The organism is Candidatus Eremiobacteraceae bacterium (genome assembly GCA_036511855.1).
In the GTDB taxonomy this organism is placed as follows: domain Bacteria; phylum Vulcanimicrobiota; class Vulcanimicrobiia; order Eremiobacterales; family Eremiobacteraceae; genus JABCYQ01.
Map to the genome: position 1 here is coordinate 1 of DATCBN010000110.1, position 21,551 is coordinate 21,551.

Consider the following 21,551-nt stretch of genomic DNA (forward strand, 5'->3'; position numbering starts at 1 on the left):
CCCGCCGATTCCGCGACCCGCGTGCTGCGCCTCTACGTGACTTCGTCGGCCGCGCGTGGAGCACTGACGGTCCATCTCGACGGCCGCACGTACGCGGACGCCTCGCTGACCGGTTTGCGCTCCGCTCGCGACGGCGTTTATACGCTGGTCTACCGCGCGCGGGTCCCGCAGCGAATCGACGTCGAATTCACTACGGCGTCGACTTTTTCTGCCGGTGGGGGCGTGGGATTTCGCGCCGCCACGCTGGCCCCGTTCGCACGGGTCTCGGCGGCGCCTTCGCTCGACGAAGCGACGTATCACAACGACAAGCTTCGAACGGGCTGGAATCCCAACGAATCCATCCTTAATACGACTAACGTTTCGCCGTCGACATTCGGACTTTTGAAGACCTTGACCGTGGACGGCAACGTCCTTGCGCAGCCGCTCTACCTTTCACAATATCCGCTGCCCAGCGGCACGCAAAACGTGCTGATCGTGGCCACCGAGCACGACTCGATCTACGAATTCAATGCCGATAGCGGCGATCTGATCAAGCAGGTCAGCTTGGGCCAGTCGCAATCGTCGAACGACGTGGGCTGCCAAGACATCAGGCCCGAGTACGGCATCACGTCCACGCCCGTCATCGATCGCGCAAAGGGCCGGATCTACGTCGTCGCGGGCGTCGAACCGACAGCGTTCAATTTCCACACCAAGCTGCACGCGCTGGACATCGGCACGCTGCAAGACGTCGTCAGCCCCGTCGAGATCAAAGCGACGGTGACGCTGAGCAACGGATCCACGCGATCGTTCGATCCGCACAACCAGATGAACCGCGCGAGCATGGCTTTCGCGAATCAGTCGATCTATCTGGGAATCGGTTCGCATTGCGACAACAACCCCGGCAATATCGTCGGCTGGGTATTGCGGTACAATGCCTCGCTCCAGCGAATCGGAAAGTTCGCCACCACGGAAGACACGGATTCGTATCTCTTGAGCAGTGTTTGGATGACGGGCTTCGCGCCCGCGATCGATGAGGGCGGGAACCTGTATGCCATCACCGGCAACGGTTCGTTCGACGCGGAAAATGGCGGCAAGAATTTCGGCGAGAGCGTGATCCGGCTGCCGCTCGACCTATCGCAGCCTTCGGACTATTTCACACCGGATGACTGGTCCGATCTCAACAACGGCGATGTCGACTTCGGCTCGGGCGGGGTGATGCTGCTGCCGCCGCAACAGGCGGCGGTGAGACAGATCGCCATCGCTCAAGGCAAGGCGTCCACGATCTTCGTGCTCAACCGCCACAACCTCGGCAAGGAGACGTCCAACGACGCGGGCGCTTTACAGACCATACCGAACACAGGTGGCGGCGTATGGGGCGGCCCGACCTACTACAGCGGTCCGACGGGCCAGTTCGTGTACTATCAAGCGGGCGGCGCACGACTGCTGTCTTTCGCCGTCGTTCAAAACTCAAGCGGTGTGCCGCAATTGCAATTGTCGTCCACCGGATCGAGTTTTTCCGGCTACGGCGGATCCACGCCGGTGGTATCGTCCGATGGACAAATGCCGGGTACCGGTATCGTGTGGCTCGTAAACCGAGCGAGTAATCCGCTGGTTCTCGAAGCCTACGATGCGACCGACGTTTCGAAGCTGCTCTTCAGCGGCGCCGCAGGCAGCTGGGGAAACCCGCAGCAAAACGGCTTCGTGACGCCGCTCGTCGCCAACGGCAACGTCTACGTTCCGGCTACCAACACGGTCTCGATGTTCGGCCTCGGAGGGACCGACATCGCGCCGCCAGCCGGTCCGGGCGGAGCACTCGCGCCAGGCGAACATCGGATCACGGGGACGATCGTCGGTGTGGCGGCCAGCACATTGACGTTGCGGCTGCGCGACGGACGGAACGCGAAAATCGACCTCACGCTTGCGCGCGCCGCGCAGCACCTCGGCATTTTGCCGGTCGGCCATGCGGTGACCGTCTACGGCTCCATCGACCGCGCGGGAGCGTTTCACGCTACGAGCATCGGCCACACGAGTCCGAATCCCGCCAACTGGTCCCCGGACCGGTAGCCGTAACCTCTGTAGGAGGGTGAGCAGCGCTCACCCATGGGCAAGCGATGCTTGCCCTCCTACATAAGCTGCGTGGGGTGAGCGTTGCTCACCCTCCTACGTGGGCCGCGATCTATTCGGAGTCGACTGGCCTTGTGTCGGGGGGCTGGCTCAGAAGGCTCTTGATCGTCACGTTCCCAGTGGGAATCGGCGTGAATCTCCTGGGCTCGCTTCCAAAATTGAAAAGTGTGAACAGATCGTCCGTCTTCGAATCTAGTTGTCCAAGCGATGACAAGCCGTAGACGTCCTCGATGAAGTGCGGAATCGCGGCGAAGTCGCGCGGAGTGTGGTCGACGAAATTCGATTTGGCGTAAGGGCCTATCGCCAACAGGGGGACGCGAAAGCCGTATTCATACGGGTCGTCCGGAGTCCCGGTCGGGTGCCTATACGATACGTGATCGTACCAGCCGCCCCAATCGTCCCAGACCACGATCACCGCACACTTATTCCAATACGGAGACTCGCCGAGAGCATTCACAACCGATGCGACCCATGCGGGGCCGCCTTTGTTGCCGAAGCCCGGATGATCCGAGTTCCCATAGCTCGGGATCACATAGCTTACTCGCGCCAGCCGGAGGTTTTCGATATCCGACAGAATGGTTTTTTCCGGTACGATGATGTTCGCCTTATCGTTATCGTATAGTGACCGGATCGCGTAGGGTGCGGTCCAGATAAAATTGGTGCTCGGCGTGTAGTATTTCCACGAAATGTGCGCGCTGTCGAGTTCGTTGAAGATCGTCAGCGGATCGATGCACGGAAAGATCGGATTGCCCTCGATGCCGGGAAATGCGCTCCTCATGTCGATGGTCGGCGCTTTCTGGGACGGCGGAGCGTTGCATCCGGCCGGCATGTATTGCTTATCTTCGTCCGCGATGTTCCAATGCGAGCCGGGGGTCCCGGATGTCGCCGCGATCAAGTAGATGTGTGCGGGAAAGCTCGGACCTTCATTGCTCTGAAGGACTTCATCGGCAAACGCATATTGCGAAGCAAGCGCGGTATACGGCTGGATATCCGCCGGATTCACGTACGAGAACGGCTCATCCGGCGGCGCTAGCCCGCAGTACTCGAGATCGAAACCTTGCGTGGCCGCTTTGACGAACGCCCCGTGGGAGTGACTGCACGAATATCGCCCACCTAGATCGGTCTCCGCCAGCATCACGCGGTTGTGGTGCGAATCGTATCCGTAGTTCTGCGTATCGACGCCCGGTTGTGTCTGGAAAAGGTTGTCGACCGTGCGGTTCTCCTGGATCATGACGATCGTATAGAGCGGCAGCGTCGGCGCCTGGCGCTTCGCGTGTAAGGCTGCGCCGCTCGGGATCGGCGCAGCAACATCGCGCGCACCGCATCCGCCCGCGAGCGCGATGAGAGCGTATGCACAGAATGCGATGATAACAATTTTCATGTCAAAGGCTCCGGCTACTGCGAGTCGATCGGCGTCAGATCCGGAGCGCGGTGGATGAGGCTTTTGATCGTGACGTTCCCGGTGGGAATCCGTGTGAATTTCCTTGCCGTGCCGCTGAAATTGAACATGCTGAACAGATCGTCATGGTTGTGTCCGACCTGCCCACGGGTGAGTTACACCCGACAGGATGCCCATTATCTTGCGCGACGTTTGTATGACGTCCATCGTTCTCCGATATGTTCCAGTGCGAGCCTGTCGTCACCGAGGTCGCCGCGATCAGACACAAGTGCGCGGGAAAAGTTGGCCCCTCGTTGCTCTGCAGCACGTGGTCGGCGAATGCGTATTGCGTCGCAAGCTCGGTATACTGCGTGATATCCGATGGGTTGACATACGAAAATGCGATGTCGCGGGGCGCGTTCTTCCCGCAATTGACCTGGTCGAACCCTTCCGTCACTTCGCTGACGAACGCCGTGTGCGAATGATTGCAATCCCACGACGCTCCCAGAGCGATCTGCGTGAGCTGCACGCGCTGATGCTGCGAATCGATCCCGAAGTTTTGCGTGTCGACGCCTGGCTGCGTTTGAAAGAGGTTGTCGACCGACCGGTTCTCTTGCACCATGACGATGACGTATGTTGGCAGCGAGAGCGGTCTGCGGCGCGCCTGCAAGCCCGGCCGGCCCGGGGCCGCGCCGATCGCGTGCCCCGCTCCGCATCCGGAAGCGATCGCGGCGACCGCGCACAATGCAAATGCGGATCGTATAATTCTTAACACGTCGTTCGCTCTCCGCGTGATAGAAAAATGGCGCTTGTCAAAGATAATGCTCGCTCATTCAATCCGCGTTTTGCGGTCGCCTATGTCACAATGATTAATTTTGGCAGATGCGTACATGACTTTGGAAGCGCCGCCGAGCGCTTACCGAAAGTGGGCGAACGAAGCGAGCCGTCTTACGCGGGAGGTTCGTTGCGCGCATTCCGGGCGACCGAGACCCGGGTCGAAATGCCCGCATGGTCGATGATCGCGTCAACGAGATCGCGGTGCGGGGACAACGAGCAGGCTGGGTCGGTCAGCGCGGCGTCGCCGGCCAGCAAGAACGCCTGGCAGCGGCATCCGCCGAAATCAACATCCCGGCGCTCGCAGCTGCGGCAAGGCTCGGTCATCCAAGCCGTGCCGCGATATGCTGAAAAGGCCGCCGACCGGTACCATATCTCCTCGAGCGTGCCTTCGCGCACGTTTTCGAATCTCAGCGAAGAGATTGCCGCCGCCGCAGGACACGGCAACGCGCGGCCGTTCGGCGCGACCGTCATGAATTGGCGGCCCCAGCCGTTCATGCACGGTTTGGGAAACGCGTCGTAGTAGTCGGCGCGCACGTAGACGATGTCGAGCTTGCCGCGCAGGCGCTCCTGAGCTCGCGCGACGAGCGCGTCGGTTCGCGCAACCTGTTCGCGCGACGCAAGCACGGTCGCGCGGTTACGATGCGCCCATCCATACATCTGCGCGTTGGCCAATTCCAGCCGCCTGATCCCAAGACGTTCGGCCAGCGCGATGATTCCCTCGGCATCGTCGATATTGGCGCGATGCAAGACGCAGTTCAGCGTGACGGCGAGGTCACCGCGAGCAGCCGCTCGTGCGAGCGCATCGAATTTCGCCGCGTGGACGGTCGCGCCGGCGATGAGGTCGCCGGCTCCGGCATCGGCGGATTGCACGCTGATCTGCGCATGGTCGAGACCGGATTCGACAAGCCGGTCTAAGAGAGCGTCCGAGAGGAATGTGCCTTGTGTGATGAGGTTCGAATAGAGGCCGTGCACCCGCGCCGCGGCCACCATAGCCACCAGGTCATCGGCCCGCAGGGTCGGTTCGCCGCCCGAGAAATGGATCTGCACGATTCCAAGGGCCGCGGCTTCACCGATGACCCGCAGCCACTCGTCCGTGCGCATCTCATCGCGATACGATGACAGGTCGAGCGGATTGTAGCAATATGCGCATTGCAGGTTGCAGCGGTACGTGATCTCGGCCAAGAGGGATAGCGGATGGGCCACCCGCGCATTCATGAATCGAATCCGATCCACACACGCTGCGCGAACTCCTCGAGCAGACTCGATACGTCGGCTGCGAGGTCGGCGCCGGCCGCGTCGAACCGTTCGTTCATGCGCGCGACGATGCCGGCGATGTCTCGTTTTCCGTCGATCGATTCGACCACGGCGGCGCTTGTGGCCGAGAGCTTGACGGCGCCCTCGGGCACGAGCAGCATTGTCTCACCGCCGGCGAGCGTTCGCAGTCGCACGCCCGGCAGCAGCCGGGGAACCGACGAGGGGTCGATGGGCTTCACTGGCCGGCTGCTCCGCGCTCGACCGCGTCGAGAAGTGACCAGAGCACGTCGCATTTGAACCGCAGTGCCGAGACGCACGCATCCTGCAGCTCGCTTGAGGTGGCGGATTCCGTGACCCACGCGAGCGCGTACGCCGAATCGCGCGGAGCAAGGAGCAGGCGTGCGCGGAAATAGTCGAGGCCGGCCGGATCGATCCACGGATACTTCTCACCGATCGCGACGATTCGCGCCGCCATCAACTCCGGCGCGAAAAGTTCGGTCAGCGACGATGCCACCGCTGGCAGCCACGGACTCGTTCGAGCGAAATTCACGTACGCGTCGACGGCGAACCGCGCACCGGGATTGACAAAGCGCTCGGAGACCACCGCATCGTCGCGCAATCCGGCGGCTCGCGCTAACGTGAGCCACATCTCGATGCCGCCGCCGGCGCCGTCGGTTGTCCCGTCGTGATCGAGTATCCGCTGCACCCAGACCCTTCGCCTCGCGCGGTCGGGAAGATTGGCGAGAATGGCGGCGTCTTTTATGGGAATGCATTTCTGGTAGTAGTAGCGGTTGTAGATCCAACTGTGCAGTTGGGCCCGCGACAGCTGGCCGGCATGCATCGCGCGATGAAACGGATGGCGGTCGTGATAGTGCTGCGCGCCCACTTCGCGCAGCCGGGCGACGAACGCGTCAGCGGGTTCCATCGAGCACGATCTCCGCGCCTTCGCTGGGAATCGAAAACGCCGCGTCGCGCAGAGCCTGCGCAGCCGCCGACCGCGGATCGAGCACCGGATTCGAGTTGTTGATGTGGGTGCAATATCGATGAGGCCCCGCGGCGGCTGCGTGCCCCGCCATTTCGTGCAGCCAGCCGTCGCGGCCGCCGATCGGAGCGTGCCCCATATCGCGAGCGCTGCGCGTGCCGAGCCCGAGCGATGCGAGCTCATCATCGCTCCAAAAAGAGCCGTCGAGAAAAATGACGTCGCACGAATCCGCGGCCGCGAGGAGCGCTTCGTTCATGCGCAACGTCACCGGCGCATAGAGCAGACGGGCGCTATGCTTTCCGTTGCGGCTCTCAAAGCAGTATGCGGTCGCGGAGCCCGGAAGCTCTTCCGCGCCTGCGTACGAGGGCATGAGCCCGGGAACCTCGATGGCGGTCACCCGCAAACCTGTTACGGAGATCGGCACGTCGGCCTGGACTGCGCCCGGGTCGAACACACTCCACGTCCGTCCGCCGGTCTCGAGAGGAACGAACATCGAGTTTCCACCGGCGAGCGCGTCGCGCACGATTGTACTGGAGAATATCCGCAAGGTCTGCGCCTGTCGGAATTCGAGCAACCCGGCGGTATGATCGATGTTCGCGTCGGTCAAGAGGATCGCGCTCACGGGCGTCGCGCGCATATGACCGCGATGCCGAGCAGGCAACAATTCCAATTGCCGGCGCACATCGGTGGTGGCATTGACGAGCACCCATGCGAGACCGTCGCTTGACACGGCTATCGACGCCTGCATGCGCGCGGGCGCCCGGCCCGCGCGCGCCGCTTCGCAATTCGCGCAGTGGCAATTCCACTGCGGTACGCCGCCGCCCGCGGCAGTGCCGAGGACGCGGACGATCAATATCTAGATCGAAGTCGAGGTTCCGAGGTAGGCCGTGACCTCCGCACCGAGCGGCACGTACTCGAATGCCGGTTTTTCCCAGCGCTGCTTCATGGTCGGGCACTCCTATAGATGCGGCAGAGCAGGCGAATACGTCGCGCGAGCGCTCTGTTCCCCTCATCGGAGACTGCCGCGCGGCGATTTCAGTCCAGGAGTGCTCGAGCCTGCGGCAAACATTGGACGATGCCAATGGGAAGGCGCTCCGTCGCGCTTATCGCAGTGTTGCTCGTCGTCGTCGCGGCGGCTCTATTCGGCTACACGCATCGCGGCCGGCTCGCTGCGGCCTGGCGCCTTCGCGTGGTGGGCCAAACCAGCGTTCACATCGCCATCGGGAAGCCGTTCCCAGCGCTCGATTTGGTGTCGCCCGACGGTACCCCGTCGCACTACGTTCCGACGATGGGCAAGGTGACGGTCGTCAATGTGTTCGCCACCTGGTGCCCGCCGTGCCGCGCCGAATCGCCCGCGTACGCTCGTTTTTCGAAAAACGCTTCGGCGCGCGGCGTCGAGATCATGGCGATCGACCGGGCTGAATCGGCGCCGAAAATCGAAGCCTACCGCCGGGAGTTCGATCTGACGTTTCCCTATTTGATCGACGACGGCGACTCGACGAAGGACGTTCTCGGCGCCCGCGCCATGCCGGTGACGATTGTGGTCGACGCAAAAGGCATCGTTCGCGCCGACATCGCCGGGCCGGTCACCCTCGAACGCCTCGATGGTCTCGCGGCGCAGGCCGGACAGCCTCTTTAACTAGCCGAATCCGATTCGTCCCGCACAGAGGGAATATAACACTACTTAGTGGTCTATTATATACCGGACAGTAGTATATCGTAGGCTAACTGAGATATAATCGATCCATCATGGACCTTGTGCTTAGTCCGGCGATATTCGGATCGGCTTTACGTACGAAGATTCTCGTACTGACCGCTTTGCTCGGCGAGACGTACCCGAGCCAACTTGCCCGGACCTTGAATACGTCGCCGTCGGTTGTCGGAATGGCCGTCGACCGGCTAGAGCGCGAGCGGTTGGTCGCCACCCGGCGCTTTGGAATGGAACGCCGCATATCGCTCAATCCGTCCACGCCGTTCAGCGGAGAACTGAGAGCGCTCCTGTTGAGACTCGCCGAGTCGTCTCCGGAATATGACGCGGCCGTCGGTTCGATCAGGGCTCGGCCGCGCCGCCGCGGCAAACCGCTAAGTCCCGAAAGTCGCGAGCAGGCCGATCTCGCGCGTGCGCTGGCAGCGCGTAAGCGATGATCGACGCATCATCGAGCCTCGAAGATGTCGTCTTCGCCGTCTGCACCGGATTGGATGCGCGCGGATTGAAGGTGGTTCTCGTCGGCGGAAGCGCCGCCACGTTTTACTCAGCCGCGGCATACCAATCGTTCGACGCCGACTTCATCGCGCAATTCGCCGCCGGCAGGAAGACGGAGGCTCTCTTGGTCGCGACGATGAGCGGCCTTGGCTACGACCTCGATCTGCAGAGAACATTCCGGCATCGAAACGGCAGCCCGTTCGCGATCGAGTTTCCGAAAGGCCCGCTTGGAATCGGCGGCGACTACGTCGGCTACAAGACGGTGAGGCGAGACGGCGAGACATTGTATGTCATCTCGCCGACCGATAGCGTCCGGGACCGCCTTTGCGGCTACTACTATTGGGATGATCGCTCGGCTTTGATCGCCGCGGTGGATGTGTCGCTCGCCGCTTCCGATGACGTCGACCTCGACGGCATTCAAGTTTGGAGCAGCCGCGAAGGACATTTGGCCAAGCACGCCGATTTTCGGCGGCTGCGCGATTCCCGTGCGTCGGCCGCAAGGGCGTAGACGCTACGCCGGCTCGCGGCGCAGCGCGGTGCCGAACGCGGTGATGAGTTGGTGCGGCAGCACGCCGGCTGCTTGCGCCACTTCGTCGAGACGCACGCCGTCAATATCTCCAAGTATCGTGCCCTCGTCTCCCGGAACCACGCGATCGCGTACTCTAGGCGCAAGCCGCACCATGCTGAAATTCATGCCGATGGCCCCCACGATGGGGCAGCGGGCGCCGCACACGATGATGGAACCAGCGCCGGGCGGCACGCGCGGCATCCCATCCGCGTAACCGATCCGCAGCGTGGCGATGGCGTCGCCGGCTTGTGCCGACTCGAGGCCCCCATAGCCGAGCGGCGTCGGCGTTGTGAAGCGCTTGACGCCGACCACAGACGCGAACACCTCGACCGCCGTGCGCAGCCTCGCAGTCAACGCCGGATCGCCAAACGCCGCGCCGAAGAGGCCGATGCCGATGCGCGCAGCGTCACCGCCGGCGCCCCAAACGACGGGTCCGGTCGACGCGAGATGCACGGTGCGAAGGGGCATGCCTTCGCTGCGCATAGCGTCCACGGCGCTGGCGAACGCCACGGACTGGTCGTGGAGAGAATCTTCCGATGCGATGTGCGTCCATGCGCCGGCCCAATCGATGCCGCGATGACCGCGCACGGCTGCCGCGAAGGCGCCCGCGCGCCAAGCGGGCACACCGCTCCAGCCGGTCCCCGTGTCCACCGCCACGTGCGCCCGGACAACGCCGCCCTTCCATTGGGCCATGGCCGCTATGTGCCTCGCGCCGTCCTCGTCCTCAACGCTCGGCACGATGCCCATGCGCGCGGCGAACGGAAGCGCTTCGATCGGCGTGGCCATCGCGTGGATCAACGGAACGCGTATCGACGCCGCGCGAAGCGGCGCCGCTTCGTCGACATCGACGATGACCAGACACGGCGCGCCGGCCTTCACGCACGCGCGGGCGACCGGCACCGCCCCGGCACGATACGCGTCGGACTTCACCACCGGCCAGAGGAGCCGCGGAGCGAGCACCGACTGCCACACGCGCGCGTTGTGCTCGATCGCGTCCTCGTCCAGCCGTATCGACGGCTGTTTCAAAAAATCTTTCTCGAATCGAGCAGGATGGTGACGGGGCCGTCGTTCGTGAGCATCAGGTGCATCTCGGCGCCAAACTCACCGGTTTGCGCTCGCACGCCGGCGCTGCGCAACCGCTCCACGACGTGATCGAAAAGCGGCCGCGCTTGATCGCCCGGAGCGGCGGCGACAAACGATGGCCTGCGGCCTCTGCGTGCGTCGCCATACAGCGTGAATTGCGACACCGCGAGCACGGCGCCGCCGGCGCCGGCCACGTCCACGTTCATCACGCCCGCGCCGTCATCGAACACGCGCAAGCCCATGATCTTCGAGGCGATCGCCTCGGCATCGCGCGTTTCATCATCGCGGGCGACGCCGATCAGCGCGACCAATCCGGCGCCGATCTCGCCGACGATCCGGTCGCCGACGCGCACCGAAGCGGTCGACACGCGCTGGACGACGGCTCGCACGACAGACTTCGCTTTAGCCGCGTCCGGGCGCGCGGGGTTGCGCGGCCGTCACTGCGTGCTCGCGCGCGCTTCGCGTTTGGTCACGCGATAGGCGTTGCGCACGTCGCGGACGTTGGAGACTTTGGTGAGAATGCGGCTCAGGTGGCTTAGGTCGCGGATCTCGAGGCTGCACGAAATCGTTGCGGTATGGTCCCGTTTGACGCGCGCGGTCACCGATGTCGCGTTGGTCTTCTGCTCGGACAGCACGGCCATGATCTCCTGGAGCAATCCCGGCCGGTCGAGCGCCTCCACCTCGACATCGACCAGATGCGAGTCCTTCGGCGCCGCATCCCACGACACGTCGATAAGGCGCTCGGGCTGCGCCGTGATCTGGGCGACGTTCGGACAATCCACCCGGTGCACGGAGACGCCCTTGCCTTGCGATATGAAGCCCAAGATGGGATCGCCGGGCACCGGCATGCAGCATTTCGCGAAGCGGACGAGCACGTCGCCGGCGCCGAGAACGCTGATGCCGGATGATCCTCGCCGGATACCCGGCTTTCGTCCGGTGGTCGCACCGGCGGTCGAGGCCGCTTTCAAACGGCCGTCGAGTGAGATGACGTTTTGACGGCGCGCTTCCTCGCGCAGCTTGCCGATGATCGATTGCAGCGAGACATCGCCGAAACCGATGGCGGCCATGAGATCGTCGACGGTCGCATGGTTCAGCCGCGTTGCGAGCGCGCTGAGGAATTGCGCAGTCGCGACCACACCGAGCTGTTGACGCGAGATCTCCCGCTCGAGCGCGTCGCGGCCGAGCGACATATGCTCGTCGCGCCGGTTCTTGCGGAACCATTGTTTGATCTTGTGCTTGGCGCTGGACGTCTTGCACGTCGTGAGCCAGTCGAGCGAAGGCCCACTGCTCCCTTTATTGACCAGCACTTCGCAGATGTCGCCCGTGCGAAGCGTATAGTCCAAGGGCACGATCTTGCCGTTGACCTTCGCCCCGACGCAATGGTGGCCGACCGACGTATGCACGTGGTAGGCGAAATCGAGCGGCGTGGCTTCCACGGAAAGGCCCATGACGTCGCCTTTGGGCGTGAAGACGAACACTTGATTGTCGAAGAGGTTGAGCTTCAAGTGCTCCATGAACTCGCGGCTGTCGCGCATGTCTTCTTGCCACTCGAGAAGCGAGCGCAGCCACGCGAGCTTTTGATCGAGGTCGTCCTCGCGGCCGCCTTCCTTGTATCGCCAGTGCGCGGCGATGCCGTACTCCGAGGTCCGGTGCATGGCGCGCGTGCGGATCTGTATCTCGAGCGGGTCTCCGCCGGGTCCGATGACCGTGGTGTGGATGGACTGGTAGCCGTTTGTCTTCGGCATGGCGATGTAGTCTTTGAACCGACCCGGCAACGGCGTCCAGATGCTGTGGACGACGCCGACCGCGCCGTAGCAATCCTTGACCGAATCGACCACGATGCGCACCGCGATGAGATCGAAGATCTCCGCGAACTCTTTGCCGCGCTGGAGTTTTTGATAGATGGAGAAGAAATGCTTGGGGCGGCCGTTGATATCGGCTTCGATGCCCATGGCCGCGAAGCGCTCACCGACTTGCGCGATGACGCTTTCGACGAGCTGCTCGCGCTCGTTGCGCCGCTTCTGCACTTTGTCGGCGATGTCTCGGTAGCCGGCGGGATCCATGTAGCGCAACGAGAGATCTTCCAGGTCCCACTTTATCTTGTAGATGCCGAGCCGGTGCGCGAGCGGCGCGTAGATCTCCATCGTTTCCTGCGCGATATTCCGCTGCTTCGCCGGCGGAAGGCTCTGTAGGGTGCGCATGTTGTGGAGACGGTCGGCCAGCTTGATGATGATGACGCGGATGTCTTTTGCCATGGAGAGGAACATCTTGCGCAGGTTCTCGACCTGGATGTCCTCTTTCGATTGATAGGGAATCTTGGTGAGTTTTGTGAGCCCGTCGACCAGGCCGGCGATCTCAGGCCCGAAGCGGCGTTCGACCTCTTCGAGCGGGATGGTCGTATCTTCGACCACGTCGTGCAGCAGGCTCGCGGCGATCGATGCCGGGTCCATCTCAAGGTCGGCGAGGATGGAGGCCACCTCAAGCGGGTGGGAGATGAAGGTCTCGCCGCTGGCGCGCGTCTGCCCGTCGTGGGCCGATTTCGCAAAGGTGTACACGCCCTCGAGCCACGCGGCGTCGAGGCCTGGGTGGTACGTCCTTACCTTCTCGAGAAGGTGCGAAAATTTTGAAGCCACGGTGTTCGGGTTCTTATTATTCGACTACACGGAAAACCCCTCGCCCATTGCAGCCTCTCAGCGCCCTCGGCCGACTACTTGCACCCGTCCGAGGTCATCAGCACGACGCCGGAATTCGGCTGTAGTGTGAGCGGACTCGTTATCGTGCGACCCTCAATATCGCGATACGACTTTTTCGGGAGAACCACCGAATACGGCAGGCTGTCGTTGACGTTGACGATGGCCATGCCGCCCGAGTATTTCCGGAAGTAGATGTTTTCGCCGCGATACCACGGATCGTCCGGACCGCCGTACATGGCCGCACACGCCTGCCCGATCTTCGCGTCATACTCGGGATAGTAGTTCTCTTTTCCATACATGCCGTTTTGGCCGACGTAGAGCGCCGCGGCTTGCTCTTTGCCCATGAGATAGGTGGCGATGGAATAGTCGAGCTGCGCGATCGTCGGCGCTTGCGATTGATGATCCCAATCGTCGGTGATCAACATCGCTTTGCCGATGGATTGCGCGTATTCCATCCAGCCGAACGCATTGTTGAATCCGCGATCGCCGACAAACTTGCCCCACATCGCGAATCCCGCTTCGTTCATGATGATGTCCGCGTTGTTGACGATGGCCTGCTCGCCCGGCTCGCCGCCCGGAAATTTACCCGGCGGCACGTACGAGTCGACGTTCGTGTTGACGGCAAGCGCGAGGGTGCGCGGAAATTCGGCGCTATCGTGCAACGCTTGGTGCACGCCTGCGACCCATTTTTGCGTGGCCGCCGCCCACAGCGGATCCGCCGCCGAGCCCGAGAATTTCGCCACCCACGTGGTATGCGCATCGATCCAGACGCCGCATCCGCCGTGCCCGAACTCAGCGTCGCCGGTGTTGTTCTTCAACGAGACGATATCGGCCGCCAATCCGTCAAACGAGTTTGCTTCAGCGTACGAACCTAAGAGCGCGACTTGATACTGCCAGACCGCTTGGTTGGAGATGTCGAGCGGGACGCCGCGCAGTCCTCTCACGTAGGCGATCGTCGTTCTATCGCATTCGTACAAGATCCAGTCCGGATGGTTGGCAAGCCACCACGACCTCGGGCGGTCGAGACCGCTGCCGGTCGCATCGGTATCGTACGGAGTGTAGATCAGCGCATTCAACCGCTCGTTGTTCGTGTGCCAAGACGAGGCCATGTGCGGGCTGCGAACGCCCCAGACGGATGCGTAACGGCCGCCGTCGGCAACGCTCTCGGCGGACGTGATCGTGTAGCCGTGCGCCTGGTCGAAGACCTGCAATGCGTGGATGCCTTCAGACGTGTTCGCCAGGAAGGCGTTGGGCGCGAATGTCTGCATCGGCGCGGGCCCGGGCCGGGTTTGGAGCGCGCTGATCGGGAGCTGCGGGAGAATGGAAAGGTCCGACCCGCCGGCGTGCCCTCCGCACGCTGCTAGACAGACGAGTGACGCAGCCGCAAGCACGGCCGCAGCCATTTTGAAACGAGTCATGGTTTGTTGACCGCTCACTGACCAGAAAATTAAATCGGGTCATCCAACGCGCGCAAGAGCGCGCGACCGCAAAAACCTGCGACGCATCTGGAGTCTACGCCGCTTCCCTATTCAATATATCGGCGTATCAGACGCCGGGTTCGACACCGGCTCGGTGACGCGGGTCAAAACCAAAATTGGCTGGACCGCGCGTGGCGGGATTGTGAGTTGGGACACCCCGGCGTCGCGAAGGCGGATCTTCAGTCAGACGCACCCGTTCGTAGTGAGCAACACGTAACCGGTGTTCGGAGCGACGGTCAACGGACTGTGGATCGTGCCGCCTTCGATGTTCGTGTACGACGGCTTCGGAAGCGTTATCTTATACGGCGTGTTCGGACTCACGTTGACGATCGCCAACGCGCCGGTGAACTTTCGCAGATAGATCTTATCGCCGTTGAAGTGCTTGTCGTTCGGGCCTCCGTACATCGGGGAGCATGCCGTTCCGATCTTGGCGGTGTATTGATGATAATAATTTTCTTTCCCGTACATCTGGTTCTTGCCGATATAAAGCGCGGACGCCTGTTCCTTGCCCATCATGTACGTGGCCAGTGAATAGTCCACTTGATGCACGGACGGCTCGCCGCCTTGCTGGTTCCAATCGTCGGCGACGAAGAACGCTTTGCCTGCCGACTGCACGTACTCCATCCACCCGACGAGGTTAACGAACGGCGTGTTCTCGGCGTAGTTCCCCCAGATAGCGAACCCGGCCTCATCGAACTCGACGTCGACGTGGTCGAATAGAGCACGCATCGTTGGATCGCCGCCTTTGCCGTTCACGGGCGCGGCATACGCGCCCGGCGGCGTGTTGACGGCGAGCGCGAGCCGTTTCGGAAATTCGTGCAGCAGCCGCTGTAGCGTCGTGGCCCAAAAAACCACCGCGGCGCTCCATTGGGGATCTTTGAGTGAGCCCGAGAATTTCTGCTGCCACTTGATCGGCGTGCTCCAAACTCCGCAGCCGCCCTTGTCCGATCTCGATTGCCCGGTGTTATTGGTGAGGTCGACGATGTCGGCCGCGATGCCGTTGTAGCCGTTGAGTTCCGTATACGCGCCGATCAGCGCCGACTGATACGCGGCTACCGCTGGGTTGGAAAAGTCGAGCGGCACTTCAGAAAGACCGGGGATGTATGCCACGGTCTTCTTATCACATTCGTAGAGTATCCAGTCCGGATGATTCAGTTGCCACCAGGAGAGCGGATGACCCATGGCGCCGGGCACGTCCGTGTTGAACGGCGTGTAGAACAAAGGGCGATTGTCGGGATTGTTGGTTTGCCATGGGATGACGGTGTTCTGCCTGCTGCCCCAGACGGCGCCGTACCGGTCTCCATTCTTGGTCGCCTCATCGACGGAGATGAAGTTGCCGTGAATGTCGTCGAAGATCTGGATCGCGTGAAACCCGTCCGTCGTATCCTCGATGTCCGGGCTCAGTGGCCCCACGTCGCCGACCGGTCCTCCGACGGGTCCGTAGTACGGCGGCACGATTGCAGGCATCGCAGGATTTCCGTGGCCGCAACCTACGAGAACGGATGTCATGCAAAGAACCGAGAGCGCCGCCGCAAAAAATACTATACGACGACCGACTGCAAAGACGATCATGGGCCGGGTTTTTTCGTAGTTAGCTAGTATGACCTGCCAGGCAAGCAGGTGGGTATTGCGCCCTACTCCGGGATGAAAATGCGATGTAGAATCTCGTCCCTTATCGCGCAACCAATCGTTTCCGCATATTGCAATACATCGCGTATCCCGGTGAAATTCGGACGAATTTCGTATAGGACGTGCCGAAAGCACCAAGACCTTCTTTGAATCTTTTCACTCCGGCGAGACCTTCGCTCGACCCGAGATTATACCAACGCAAGCCGCGCGCTGCCGCCGCGCGGATGAGCGCCACGTTCAGCGCGTTGCTCGGTCGCAGGGTCCCGAACTCGCTCAACATCGCGGCGCTCCAAAACATCAGCTCCTGCGCACCGAACACGACGACCCCGCCTGCGATCGGTTTGCCTTCGAAGCGGGCGAACCATATTTCCACATCGCCGTCACCGCGGGCGACGATCGCCTCGAGCAACCGTTTGGGGAATGAAGGCGCGCCGCGCTCCCATGCTGCTGCGGTCGTGCACAACATCGCGTAGTACTCGTCGATGATCTCCCTGCTTGCGGCCTCGCGAACACAGGTCACGCCGCGCCGTTCGGATTGATTCGCCATGCGGCGCGCGTTGCCGTCCATGCGCGAAAGCGCGGCTTCGGCACCGTCGCTCACGTCGATAAGCGACGTCTCGCGCTCAATCCCCGGAGCGCCCGGAATCGCGATCCCTGCGTAGGCCGGTGGCCATGGAGTCAACTCACACCGGTGCCCCATGTTGGCCAGAAGATACGCGAATGTGGCGCCGGCGCGCGCGGCGTCGGCAAGCCTGCCGTCGCTCTCAAATGCGGCCGTATATGAATCGAGGGGCATCGCGGCGAATTCGCGCCATCCAAGACGGCTTCGCGACGTGACCATCGGCACGAAGATCCGGCTGCCGTCGGCGAATTCGCACCAGACCGGAGCCGCTGAAAAACGCGGGTACGACTCGGCAAGCGCGGCCGCCCATGCCGGACGAGCGAAAAACGTCGGCCCCGGCGTTTTCCGGTCGATCGCCTCCCAATCGGCCACATCCATCGCGACCGCACGCCGCACGCCGAGATCGCGGTCCACCGTCAGTACGTTATGAACGAGCGGATGTCGTAGCCGGGCAGCTTCGCGCGGCCGTTGAGTCCGGTCAATTCGATCAGAAACGCGAAGCCGACCACGTGCGCGCCGAACTTGCGCAGCAATTGGCCGGTCGCGGCTGCGGTGCCGCCGGTCGCGAGCAGATCGTCGACGACCAGCACGCGTTCGCCGTTGGCCACCGCATCGGCATGCATCTCAAGCGTGTTGTTGCCGTATTCGAGCTCGTAGTCCACGTTGATCTTATCGAATGGCAATTTGCCGGGTTTGCGAACCGGTATGAATCCGGCGCCGAGCTCGTACGCGATTGGTGCGCCCAAGATGTATCCGCGCGCTTCGATCGCCACGACGTAGTCGACGCGCGCGTCCTTGTACGGGCCGGCCATCAGATCGATCGCGGCGCGAAAACCGTCGGCGTCTTTGAGAAGCGGTGTGACGTCGCGGAAAAGAATCCCGGGAATGGGAAAATCCGGAATCGATCGGATGAGTGATTGCAGCGCGGATTGGTCCACGATTATTCCTCGTCGGCCGGCGGCGAAGGACTTGTGCCCGGTCGAAATGCCTGCGGCGCAGCGAGCGGATCGCTCGACTCCGGTTTGACCGGCGCTTCACGCATCGCCGGCCGTGCGGCCCGGTCTTTTGCGAGCGCCGCGCGGATCACCAGATCGCGCGCAAGCCGGTCGTTCTCGATCGCCATGCCCGCTGCGGCCAATCCGCCGTACATGAAGATCAAGATGACGGCGTGCACGCCGACCGCAAACCACTGCGCGCTCGTGGCAAGCAGCACGCCGTCGGCCGCATAGGCCAACATGCCGGCGACGAACGCCCACGTCTTGCCTACGCCGGCGAACCACCCAAACGCGAAAAGCACGATGACCGCGGCCACCAACACTGCGATCTTCTCACCGCCGGCGAATCGAGCCGCGTACGGCGACTGCAGGACGCCCAATCCGAGCAGCGACGCCCAGGACTGCCCCGACGATCGCAAGACCGTGGCTGCGATCGCGAGCAAGGCCGTCCAATAGAACCAGACCGCGCCGGACCGCCAGCGCGTTTCAAGCGGGCTTTGCATGCGCTTTGATTCGTCCCCGTCGCGCGTGCCTCCCGGGCCCTTTGATCAGATCGAGTGTCGCTGCGGCGCGAAGATGCTCTGCGGCAGAAATGCGCCCACGAGCCAATTCGGCACATCGACGATTTCGCAGATCTTCAGATCGACGGCGACGCTGCACAACATGTACGCATCGGTCGGCGACAGGCCGTGGGTGTGTTCGAGATGCTCGATCATGTGCCTGACCGCATCGCGCGCCGCCGCCATGAGATCCGGACCGATGCCGTCGGTCGCGAAGTACGCCGCCGTGTTGCTCCGGGCCGTCAGTGGTCCGGAAGTGAGGAATTGCGGCGCGTTCACGCTCAGGTCTTTGCGGACCGTCAGCCGGACGGTGGCGCGCATCGGCGTCTCGATAGCCGTGCCGCACACTTCGCCGTCGCCTTGCGCGGCGTGACCATCGCCGATGGAAAAAAGCGCGCCGTCGGTTTCGACCGGCAAGAATAAGCGCGACCCGATCGTCAGATGCTTGGTGTCCATGTTGCCGCCGTGCCGGTACGGTGGAATAGTGGAAAGCGCTCCAGGCGCGCCCGGTGCAATGCCGATCTCGCCGCAAAACGGCGCCAGCGGGATGCGGATTCCCGCGCCGAACTCAGCCCAACTTTCGAATCCGCCGTCGAGGCGCCAGATCTTGAGCGCCGGCTCCGTGAATTCATCGGCCAGCAATCCGAACCCGGGGATGACCGCCGTCCAGCCCCAGTCTGCCGGCATCAATTCCAAGAATTCTATTTCGAGGGCATCGCCCGGTTTCGCACCTTCGACGAAAACCGGACCGTTGACTTGGTCGACGCGAGAGAAATCCAGCGCGCGGATCGCGTCGACCGTGCTGTCCGCCGTGATCTGCCCGCACGACGCGTCGAGTAAATCGAAGCTGACGGTCCCACCCGATCGTATAGTCGCGAGCGGCGCGATGCTGTTGTCCCACGCCAAATGAAATTGATCGCGGCGGATGTGAAACGTGCGCGGCGCCGGCGGTGTCTTCATATCGCTCATGTGATTGGTCTTCGCGCGGCCGCGGAGAGCACCTATTACCGGCCACGAATCATTCACGTACGAGTAATCTCAATGCGCTACGCTATGCATGTCGCACGGTTGAAAGTTCGGGAAGTTGTTAGGTATAGAGACTGTCGCGAAAGACAAACAAGGCCTCCATTCCCTCGCGAAAATACTTTCGCTGCGCGGCCACCGCGCTCACGGCGACGGACACTGTCGGGAAGCCGGCAATCGGCCACTCGATTTCCTCGTCACGAACGGACTGCGCCGGAGCCACAACCTGGTCCAGGTCGGCTCCGGAAATTTAAGCACCGGCATCCATCTCATCCGCTACCTCGAGACCGGACGTTATTGCGGGATCGAAAAAAATCTCGGTCTTATGCGCGATGGGATCACGCGTGAGCTTGGGCAAACGCTTTTCGCTGCGAAGCGGCCGCTCTTCATCCTCACCGACCGGTTCGCATTTGAATGTTGCGACAATGCGCCCGATTTCGTTTTCGCCGAATCGCTCTTCGCACACCTAGATCCGAAATCGATCGGCCTATGCCTGCAAAACCTCCGGGCGCGCATCACCGGCGACTGTGTTTTTTTTGCGGCATTCGTTGAAGCGCCGCCCGCGACGCACCGGCCGGCCTGGACCGATGGCCGCGAATATTTCTCCTACACGCGCGCGCAAATGGAGATTCTTGGAATGCGGTCGGGCTGGATTCCGGCGTACGTCGGCGGGTGGGGACATCCTCGCGGCCTGATGATGATGTCGTACCGCCCAAAACCGCGCATGTAATCTTTACCCTACTTCTCCAACGCGGGATACCGCTTGTGCGACTACGCGTTGGAGGTATCAGCATGGATGTCACCCCGCTTGCGCCGGCGGCGAGTAAACCGGTGGTGTTCGGCGTCTATCGAGACGGCGACAACAATTTGGACGCCGAACAGGCGCGCAACGTCACCGATTTCATCAAGACCACTGCACGGAATCCCCTGCTGAAAGTGGTCGCCGAAGACACCACGGCGTTGCCGCGGTCGCCGTTCGGTTTAGGCGATCTGCGCACCGAGTCGTCGGTCATCCAGTCCGGCTCGCAGCATGTCGTGCGCGTCACGAGGCCTGAAGACATGTCCGACCGAGCAACGCTTGCGGCGTTCGTCCGGCGCGCGCTCGAGGCAAAAGCCGGCGACCCTGCGTTTGCTCGTGCCGATGTCTGGCTCGATCTGGTCGATCATGGCGGCGGCGACGGCGGCGGTCTAGAGGCGGACAGCAGCGGCGGTTTCATGTCGATCGAAGATATCGGCGGCGCCATAGCCGACGGCAGGGCCGCCTTCCGGCGCGCCCATCCCGGCGGCGACGATAACATCAGCGGAGTCGTGGCCAATCAATGTCTCATGGCGAGTCTCGGATTCGCGGACGTCTTGTCGCGCAGCGGCGTGCGGTATCTAGCTGCAAGCCCGGACACATGAGAAAACGCATACTAATGTGCGACATAAAGTGTGGTGATACGTGGATTTTCGCAGACTCGGAATAGGTGGTTGAAGAGGGTGTTGGGCTTTCGACTTCACGCCCGAATCGATTTCGCGTATGGGTTGCCGAGCGCAACACAAGCGCAATTGGCCTTGGGGTAACGCAACATGAATAAATTCATTTTTCTAAGCGCTGCACCGTTATGCATGGCCATCTGCGGGTGTAACCATTCAGCCAGCGGCATATTATCGAATGCGTTGGGCTCGCATCGAGCTAATCCGAACATCACGATTCCTCGCATACCAAGCACGTCCACTGGTGCCGACTACTTCCAAGCATTCGATGACAACATCGGTAAGGTGGACATACCTACTGATGCCCCGAGCGTCGCGCTTCAGCTGATCCGTGCGGAACACGAAGTCTATCGCTGCCTTGCGACGTACTCGTTCTCGTCCCGTCGCAAGCGCGCGTTGCTTCGCGAAATCGAGCACACGTTCAGCGAATGCAAGCGAACAGTTGCAGGATCGCAAAAGGCGGTCGATGGCGCGCTCGCCAACGACTGGCGGAAAATCGAAGAATTCGTGCGAGCGAAGTGCGCTGAAGTCCTCATGTGGCTTCTTCTTGATGACGACAATATCCACGCTGCCTGGGACGCGCTCATGGAGGCGCAGAACGCCGCGTATCGTGCCGCTCGGTGGCTATCGGACTTCGAGCCGGCGCAGCATCTCGATGACCACCTCG

Annotated in this window: 23 protein-coding genes; 7 read left to right on the forward strand and 16 right to left on the reverse strand. The window is 62.2% G+C overall.

The window, feature by feature from the left end:
* Nucleotides 1-2,043, forward strand: a 2,043-nt coding sequence (locus VII69_14595; GenBank protein ID HEY5096338.1) for a hypothetical protein, incomplete at its 5' end; no start/stop codon positions are given.
* 112 nt (nucleotides 2,044-2,155) lie between these two features.
* Here the strand turns inward: VII69_14595 and VII69_14600 are convergent.
* The 7 genes from VII69_14600 to pqqA all read right to left on the reverse strand — a co-directional run bounded on the left by VII69_14600 (nucleotide 2,156) and on the right by pqqA (nucleotide 7,500).
* Entirely contained in the window at nucleotides 2,156-3,484 is a 1,329-nt protein-coding gene (locus VII69_14600) for an alkaline phosphatase family protein (GenBank protein HEY5096339.1), read from the reverse strand.
* A 34-nt stretch (nucleotides 3,485-3,518) separates the two neighbouring features.
* On the reverse strand, nucleotides 3,519-4,256 hold the full coding sequence (locus VII69_14605; protein HEY5096340.1) for an alkaline phosphatase family protein: 738 nt from the start codon (nucleotides 4,254-4,256) through the stop codon (nucleotides 3,519-3,521).
* Between the two features lie 173 nt (nucleotides 4,257-4,429).
* Nucleotides 4,430-5,533 carry a pyrroloquinoline quinone biosynthesis protein PqqE gene (gene pqqE, locus VII69_14610; GenBank protein HEY5096341.1) on the reverse strand — a complete coding sequence of 368 codons (1,104 nt, stop codon included), beginning with the start codon at nucleotides 5,531-5,533 and terminating at the stop codon, nucleotides 4,430-4,432.
* Entirely contained in the window at nucleotides 5,530-5,811 is a 282-nt protein-coding gene (pqqD, locus tag VII69_14615) for a pyrroloquinoline quinone biosynthesis peptide chaperone PqqD (protein ID HEY5096342.1), read from the reverse strand. The genes pqqE and pqqD overlap by 4 nt, the downstream gene beginning before the upstream one ends.
* Nucleotides 5,808-6,497 (reverse strand): pyrroloquinoline-quinone synthase PqqC, encoded by a 690-nt coding sequence (gene pqqC / locus VII69_14620; protein HEY5096343.1) that lies wholly within the window; start codon nucleotides 6,495-6,497, stop codon nucleotides 5,808-5,810. The genes pqqD and pqqC overlap by 4 nt, the downstream gene beginning before the upstream one ends.
* Nucleotides 6,484-7,407, reverse strand: a complete 924-nt coding sequence (locus VII69_14625; protein HEY5096344.1) for an MBL fold metallo-hydrolase — start codon at nucleotides 7,405-7,407, stop codon at nucleotides 6,484-6,486. The genes pqqC and VII69_14625 overlap by 14 nt, the downstream gene beginning before the upstream one ends.
* A gap of 3 nt (nucleotides 7,408-7,410) precedes the next feature.
* Nucleotides 7,411-7,500, reverse strand: coding sequence for a pyrroloquinoline quinone precursor peptide PqqA (pqqA, locus tag VII69_14630; GenBank protein ID HEY5096345.1), 90 nt, complete (start codon nucleotides 7,498-7,500; stop codon nucleotides 7,411-7,413).
* A 135-nt stretch (nucleotides 7,501-7,635) separates the two neighbouring features.
* On the opposite strand from pqqA, the gene VII69_14635 reads away from it, so the two are divergent.
* The 3 genes from VII69_14635 to VII69_14645 all read left to right on the forward strand — a co-directional run bounded on the left by VII69_14635 (nucleotide 7,636) and on the right by VII69_14645 (nucleotide 9,265).
* A complete protein-coding gene (locus VII69_14635) occupies nucleotides 7,636-8,193 on the forward strand; it encodes a TlpA disulfide reductase family protein (GenBank protein ID HEY5096346.1) in 558 nt (185 codons plus the stop codon).
* A 110-nt stretch (nucleotides 8,194-8,303) separates the two neighbouring features.
* Nucleotides 8,304-8,699 carry a winged helix-turn-helix domain-containing protein gene (locus tag VII69_14640; protein HEY5096347.1) on the forward strand — a complete coding sequence of 132 codons (396 nt, stop codon included), beginning with the start codon at nucleotides 8,304-8,306 and terminating at the stop codon, nucleotides 8,697-8,699.
* On the forward strand, nucleotides 8,696-9,265 hold the full coding sequence (locus VII69_14645; GenBank protein ID HEY5096348.1) for a hypothetical protein: 570 nt from the start codon (nucleotides 8,696-8,698) through the stop codon (nucleotides 9,263-9,265). The genes VII69_14640 and VII69_14645 overlap by 4 nt, the downstream gene beginning before the upstream one ends.
* Before the next feature lie 3 nt (nucleotides 9,266-9,268).
* Here the strand turns inward: VII69_14645 and VII69_14650 are convergent, their stop codons facing one another.
* The 9 genes from VII69_14650 to VII69_14690 form a co-directional block, all read right to left on the reverse strand.
* Entirely contained in the window at nucleotides 9,269-10,351 is a 1,083-nt protein-coding gene (locus VII69_14650; GenBank protein HEY5096349.1) for an alanine racemase, read from the reverse strand.
* Nucleotides 10,348-10,797 (reverse strand): D-aminoacyl-tRNA deacylase, encoded by a 450-nt coding sequence (dtd, locus tag VII69_14655; GenBank protein HEY5096350.1) that lies wholly within the window; start codon nucleotides 10,795-10,797, stop codon nucleotides 10,348-10,350. Before dtd ends, VII69_14650 begins: the two co-directional genes overlap by 4 nt.
* 48 nt (nucleotides 10,798-10,845) lie before the next feature.
* Nucleotides 10,846-13,041, reverse strand: a complete 2,196-nt coding sequence (locus VII69_14660; protein HEY5096351.1) for a bifunctional (p)ppGpp synthetase/guanosine-3',5'-bis(diphosphate) 3'-pyrophosphohydrolase — start codon at nucleotides 13,039-13,041, stop codon at nucleotides 10,846-10,848.
* Between the two features lie 74 nt (nucleotides 13,042-13,115).
* A complete protein-coding gene (locus VII69_14665; GenBank protein HEY5096352.1) occupies nucleotides 13,116-14,519 on the reverse strand; it encodes a hypothetical protein in 1,404 nt (467 codons plus the stop codon).
* Between the two features lie 243 nt (nucleotides 14,520-14,762).
* The gene (locus VII69_14670; GenBank protein HEY5096353.1) at nucleotides 14,763-16,046 is read right to left on the reverse strand and encodes a hypothetical protein; all 1,284 of its coding nucleotides are present in this window, start codon (nucleotides 16,044-16,046) and stop codon (nucleotides 14,763-14,765) included.
* Between the two features lie 205 nt (nucleotides 16,047-16,251).
* On the reverse strand, nucleotides 16,252-17,244 hold the full coding sequence (locus tag VII69_14675; GenBank protein ID HEY5096354.1) for a GNAT family N-acetyltransferase: 993 nt from the start codon (nucleotides 17,242-17,244) through the stop codon (nucleotides 16,252-16,254).
* Nucleotides 17,245-17,246: 2 nt separating this feature from the next.
* A complete protein-coding gene (locus VII69_14680; GenBank protein HEY5096355.1) occupies nucleotides 17,247-17,768 on the reverse strand; it encodes an adenine phosphoribosyltransferase in 522 nt (173 codons plus the stop codon).
* 2 nt (nucleotides 17,769-17,770) lie between these two features.
* Nucleotides 17,771-18,328 (reverse strand): hypothetical protein, encoded by a 558-nt coding sequence (locus VII69_14685; protein ID HEY5096356.1) that lies wholly within the window; start codon nucleotides 18,326-18,328, stop codon nucleotides 17,771-17,773.
* A gap of 45 nt (nucleotides 18,329-18,373) precedes the next feature.
* Complete coding sequence (locus VII69_14690) at nucleotides 18,374-19,354, reverse strand: acetamidase/formamidase family protein (protein ID HEY5096357.1); 981 nt, start codon at nucleotides 19,352-19,354, stop codon at nucleotides 18,374-18,376.
* 115 nt (nucleotides 19,355-19,469) lie between these two features.
* Between VII69_14690 and VII69_14695 the strand changes: the two genes are divergently transcribed.
* From VII69_14695 to VII69_14705, 3 genes are all read left to right on the forward strand, one after another.
* Nucleotides 19,470-20,138: a hypothetical protein gene (locus VII69_14695; GenBank protein ID HEY5096358.1), complete on the forward strand. Its 669-nt coding sequence runs from the start codon at nucleotides 19,470-19,472 to the stop codon at nucleotides 20,136-20,138.
* A gap of 62 nt (nucleotides 20,139-20,200) precedes the next feature.
* On the forward strand, nucleotides 20,201-20,809 hold the full coding sequence (locus tag VII69_14700; protein HEY5096359.1) for a hypothetical protein: 609 nt from the start codon (nucleotides 20,201-20,203) through the stop codon (nucleotides 20,807-20,809).
* Between the two features lie 168 nt (nucleotides 20,810-20,977).
* Nucleotides 20,978-21,551: hypothetical protein (locus VII69_14705; GenBank protein HEY5096360.1), on the forward strand; the 574-nt coding region annotated here is incomplete at its 3' end.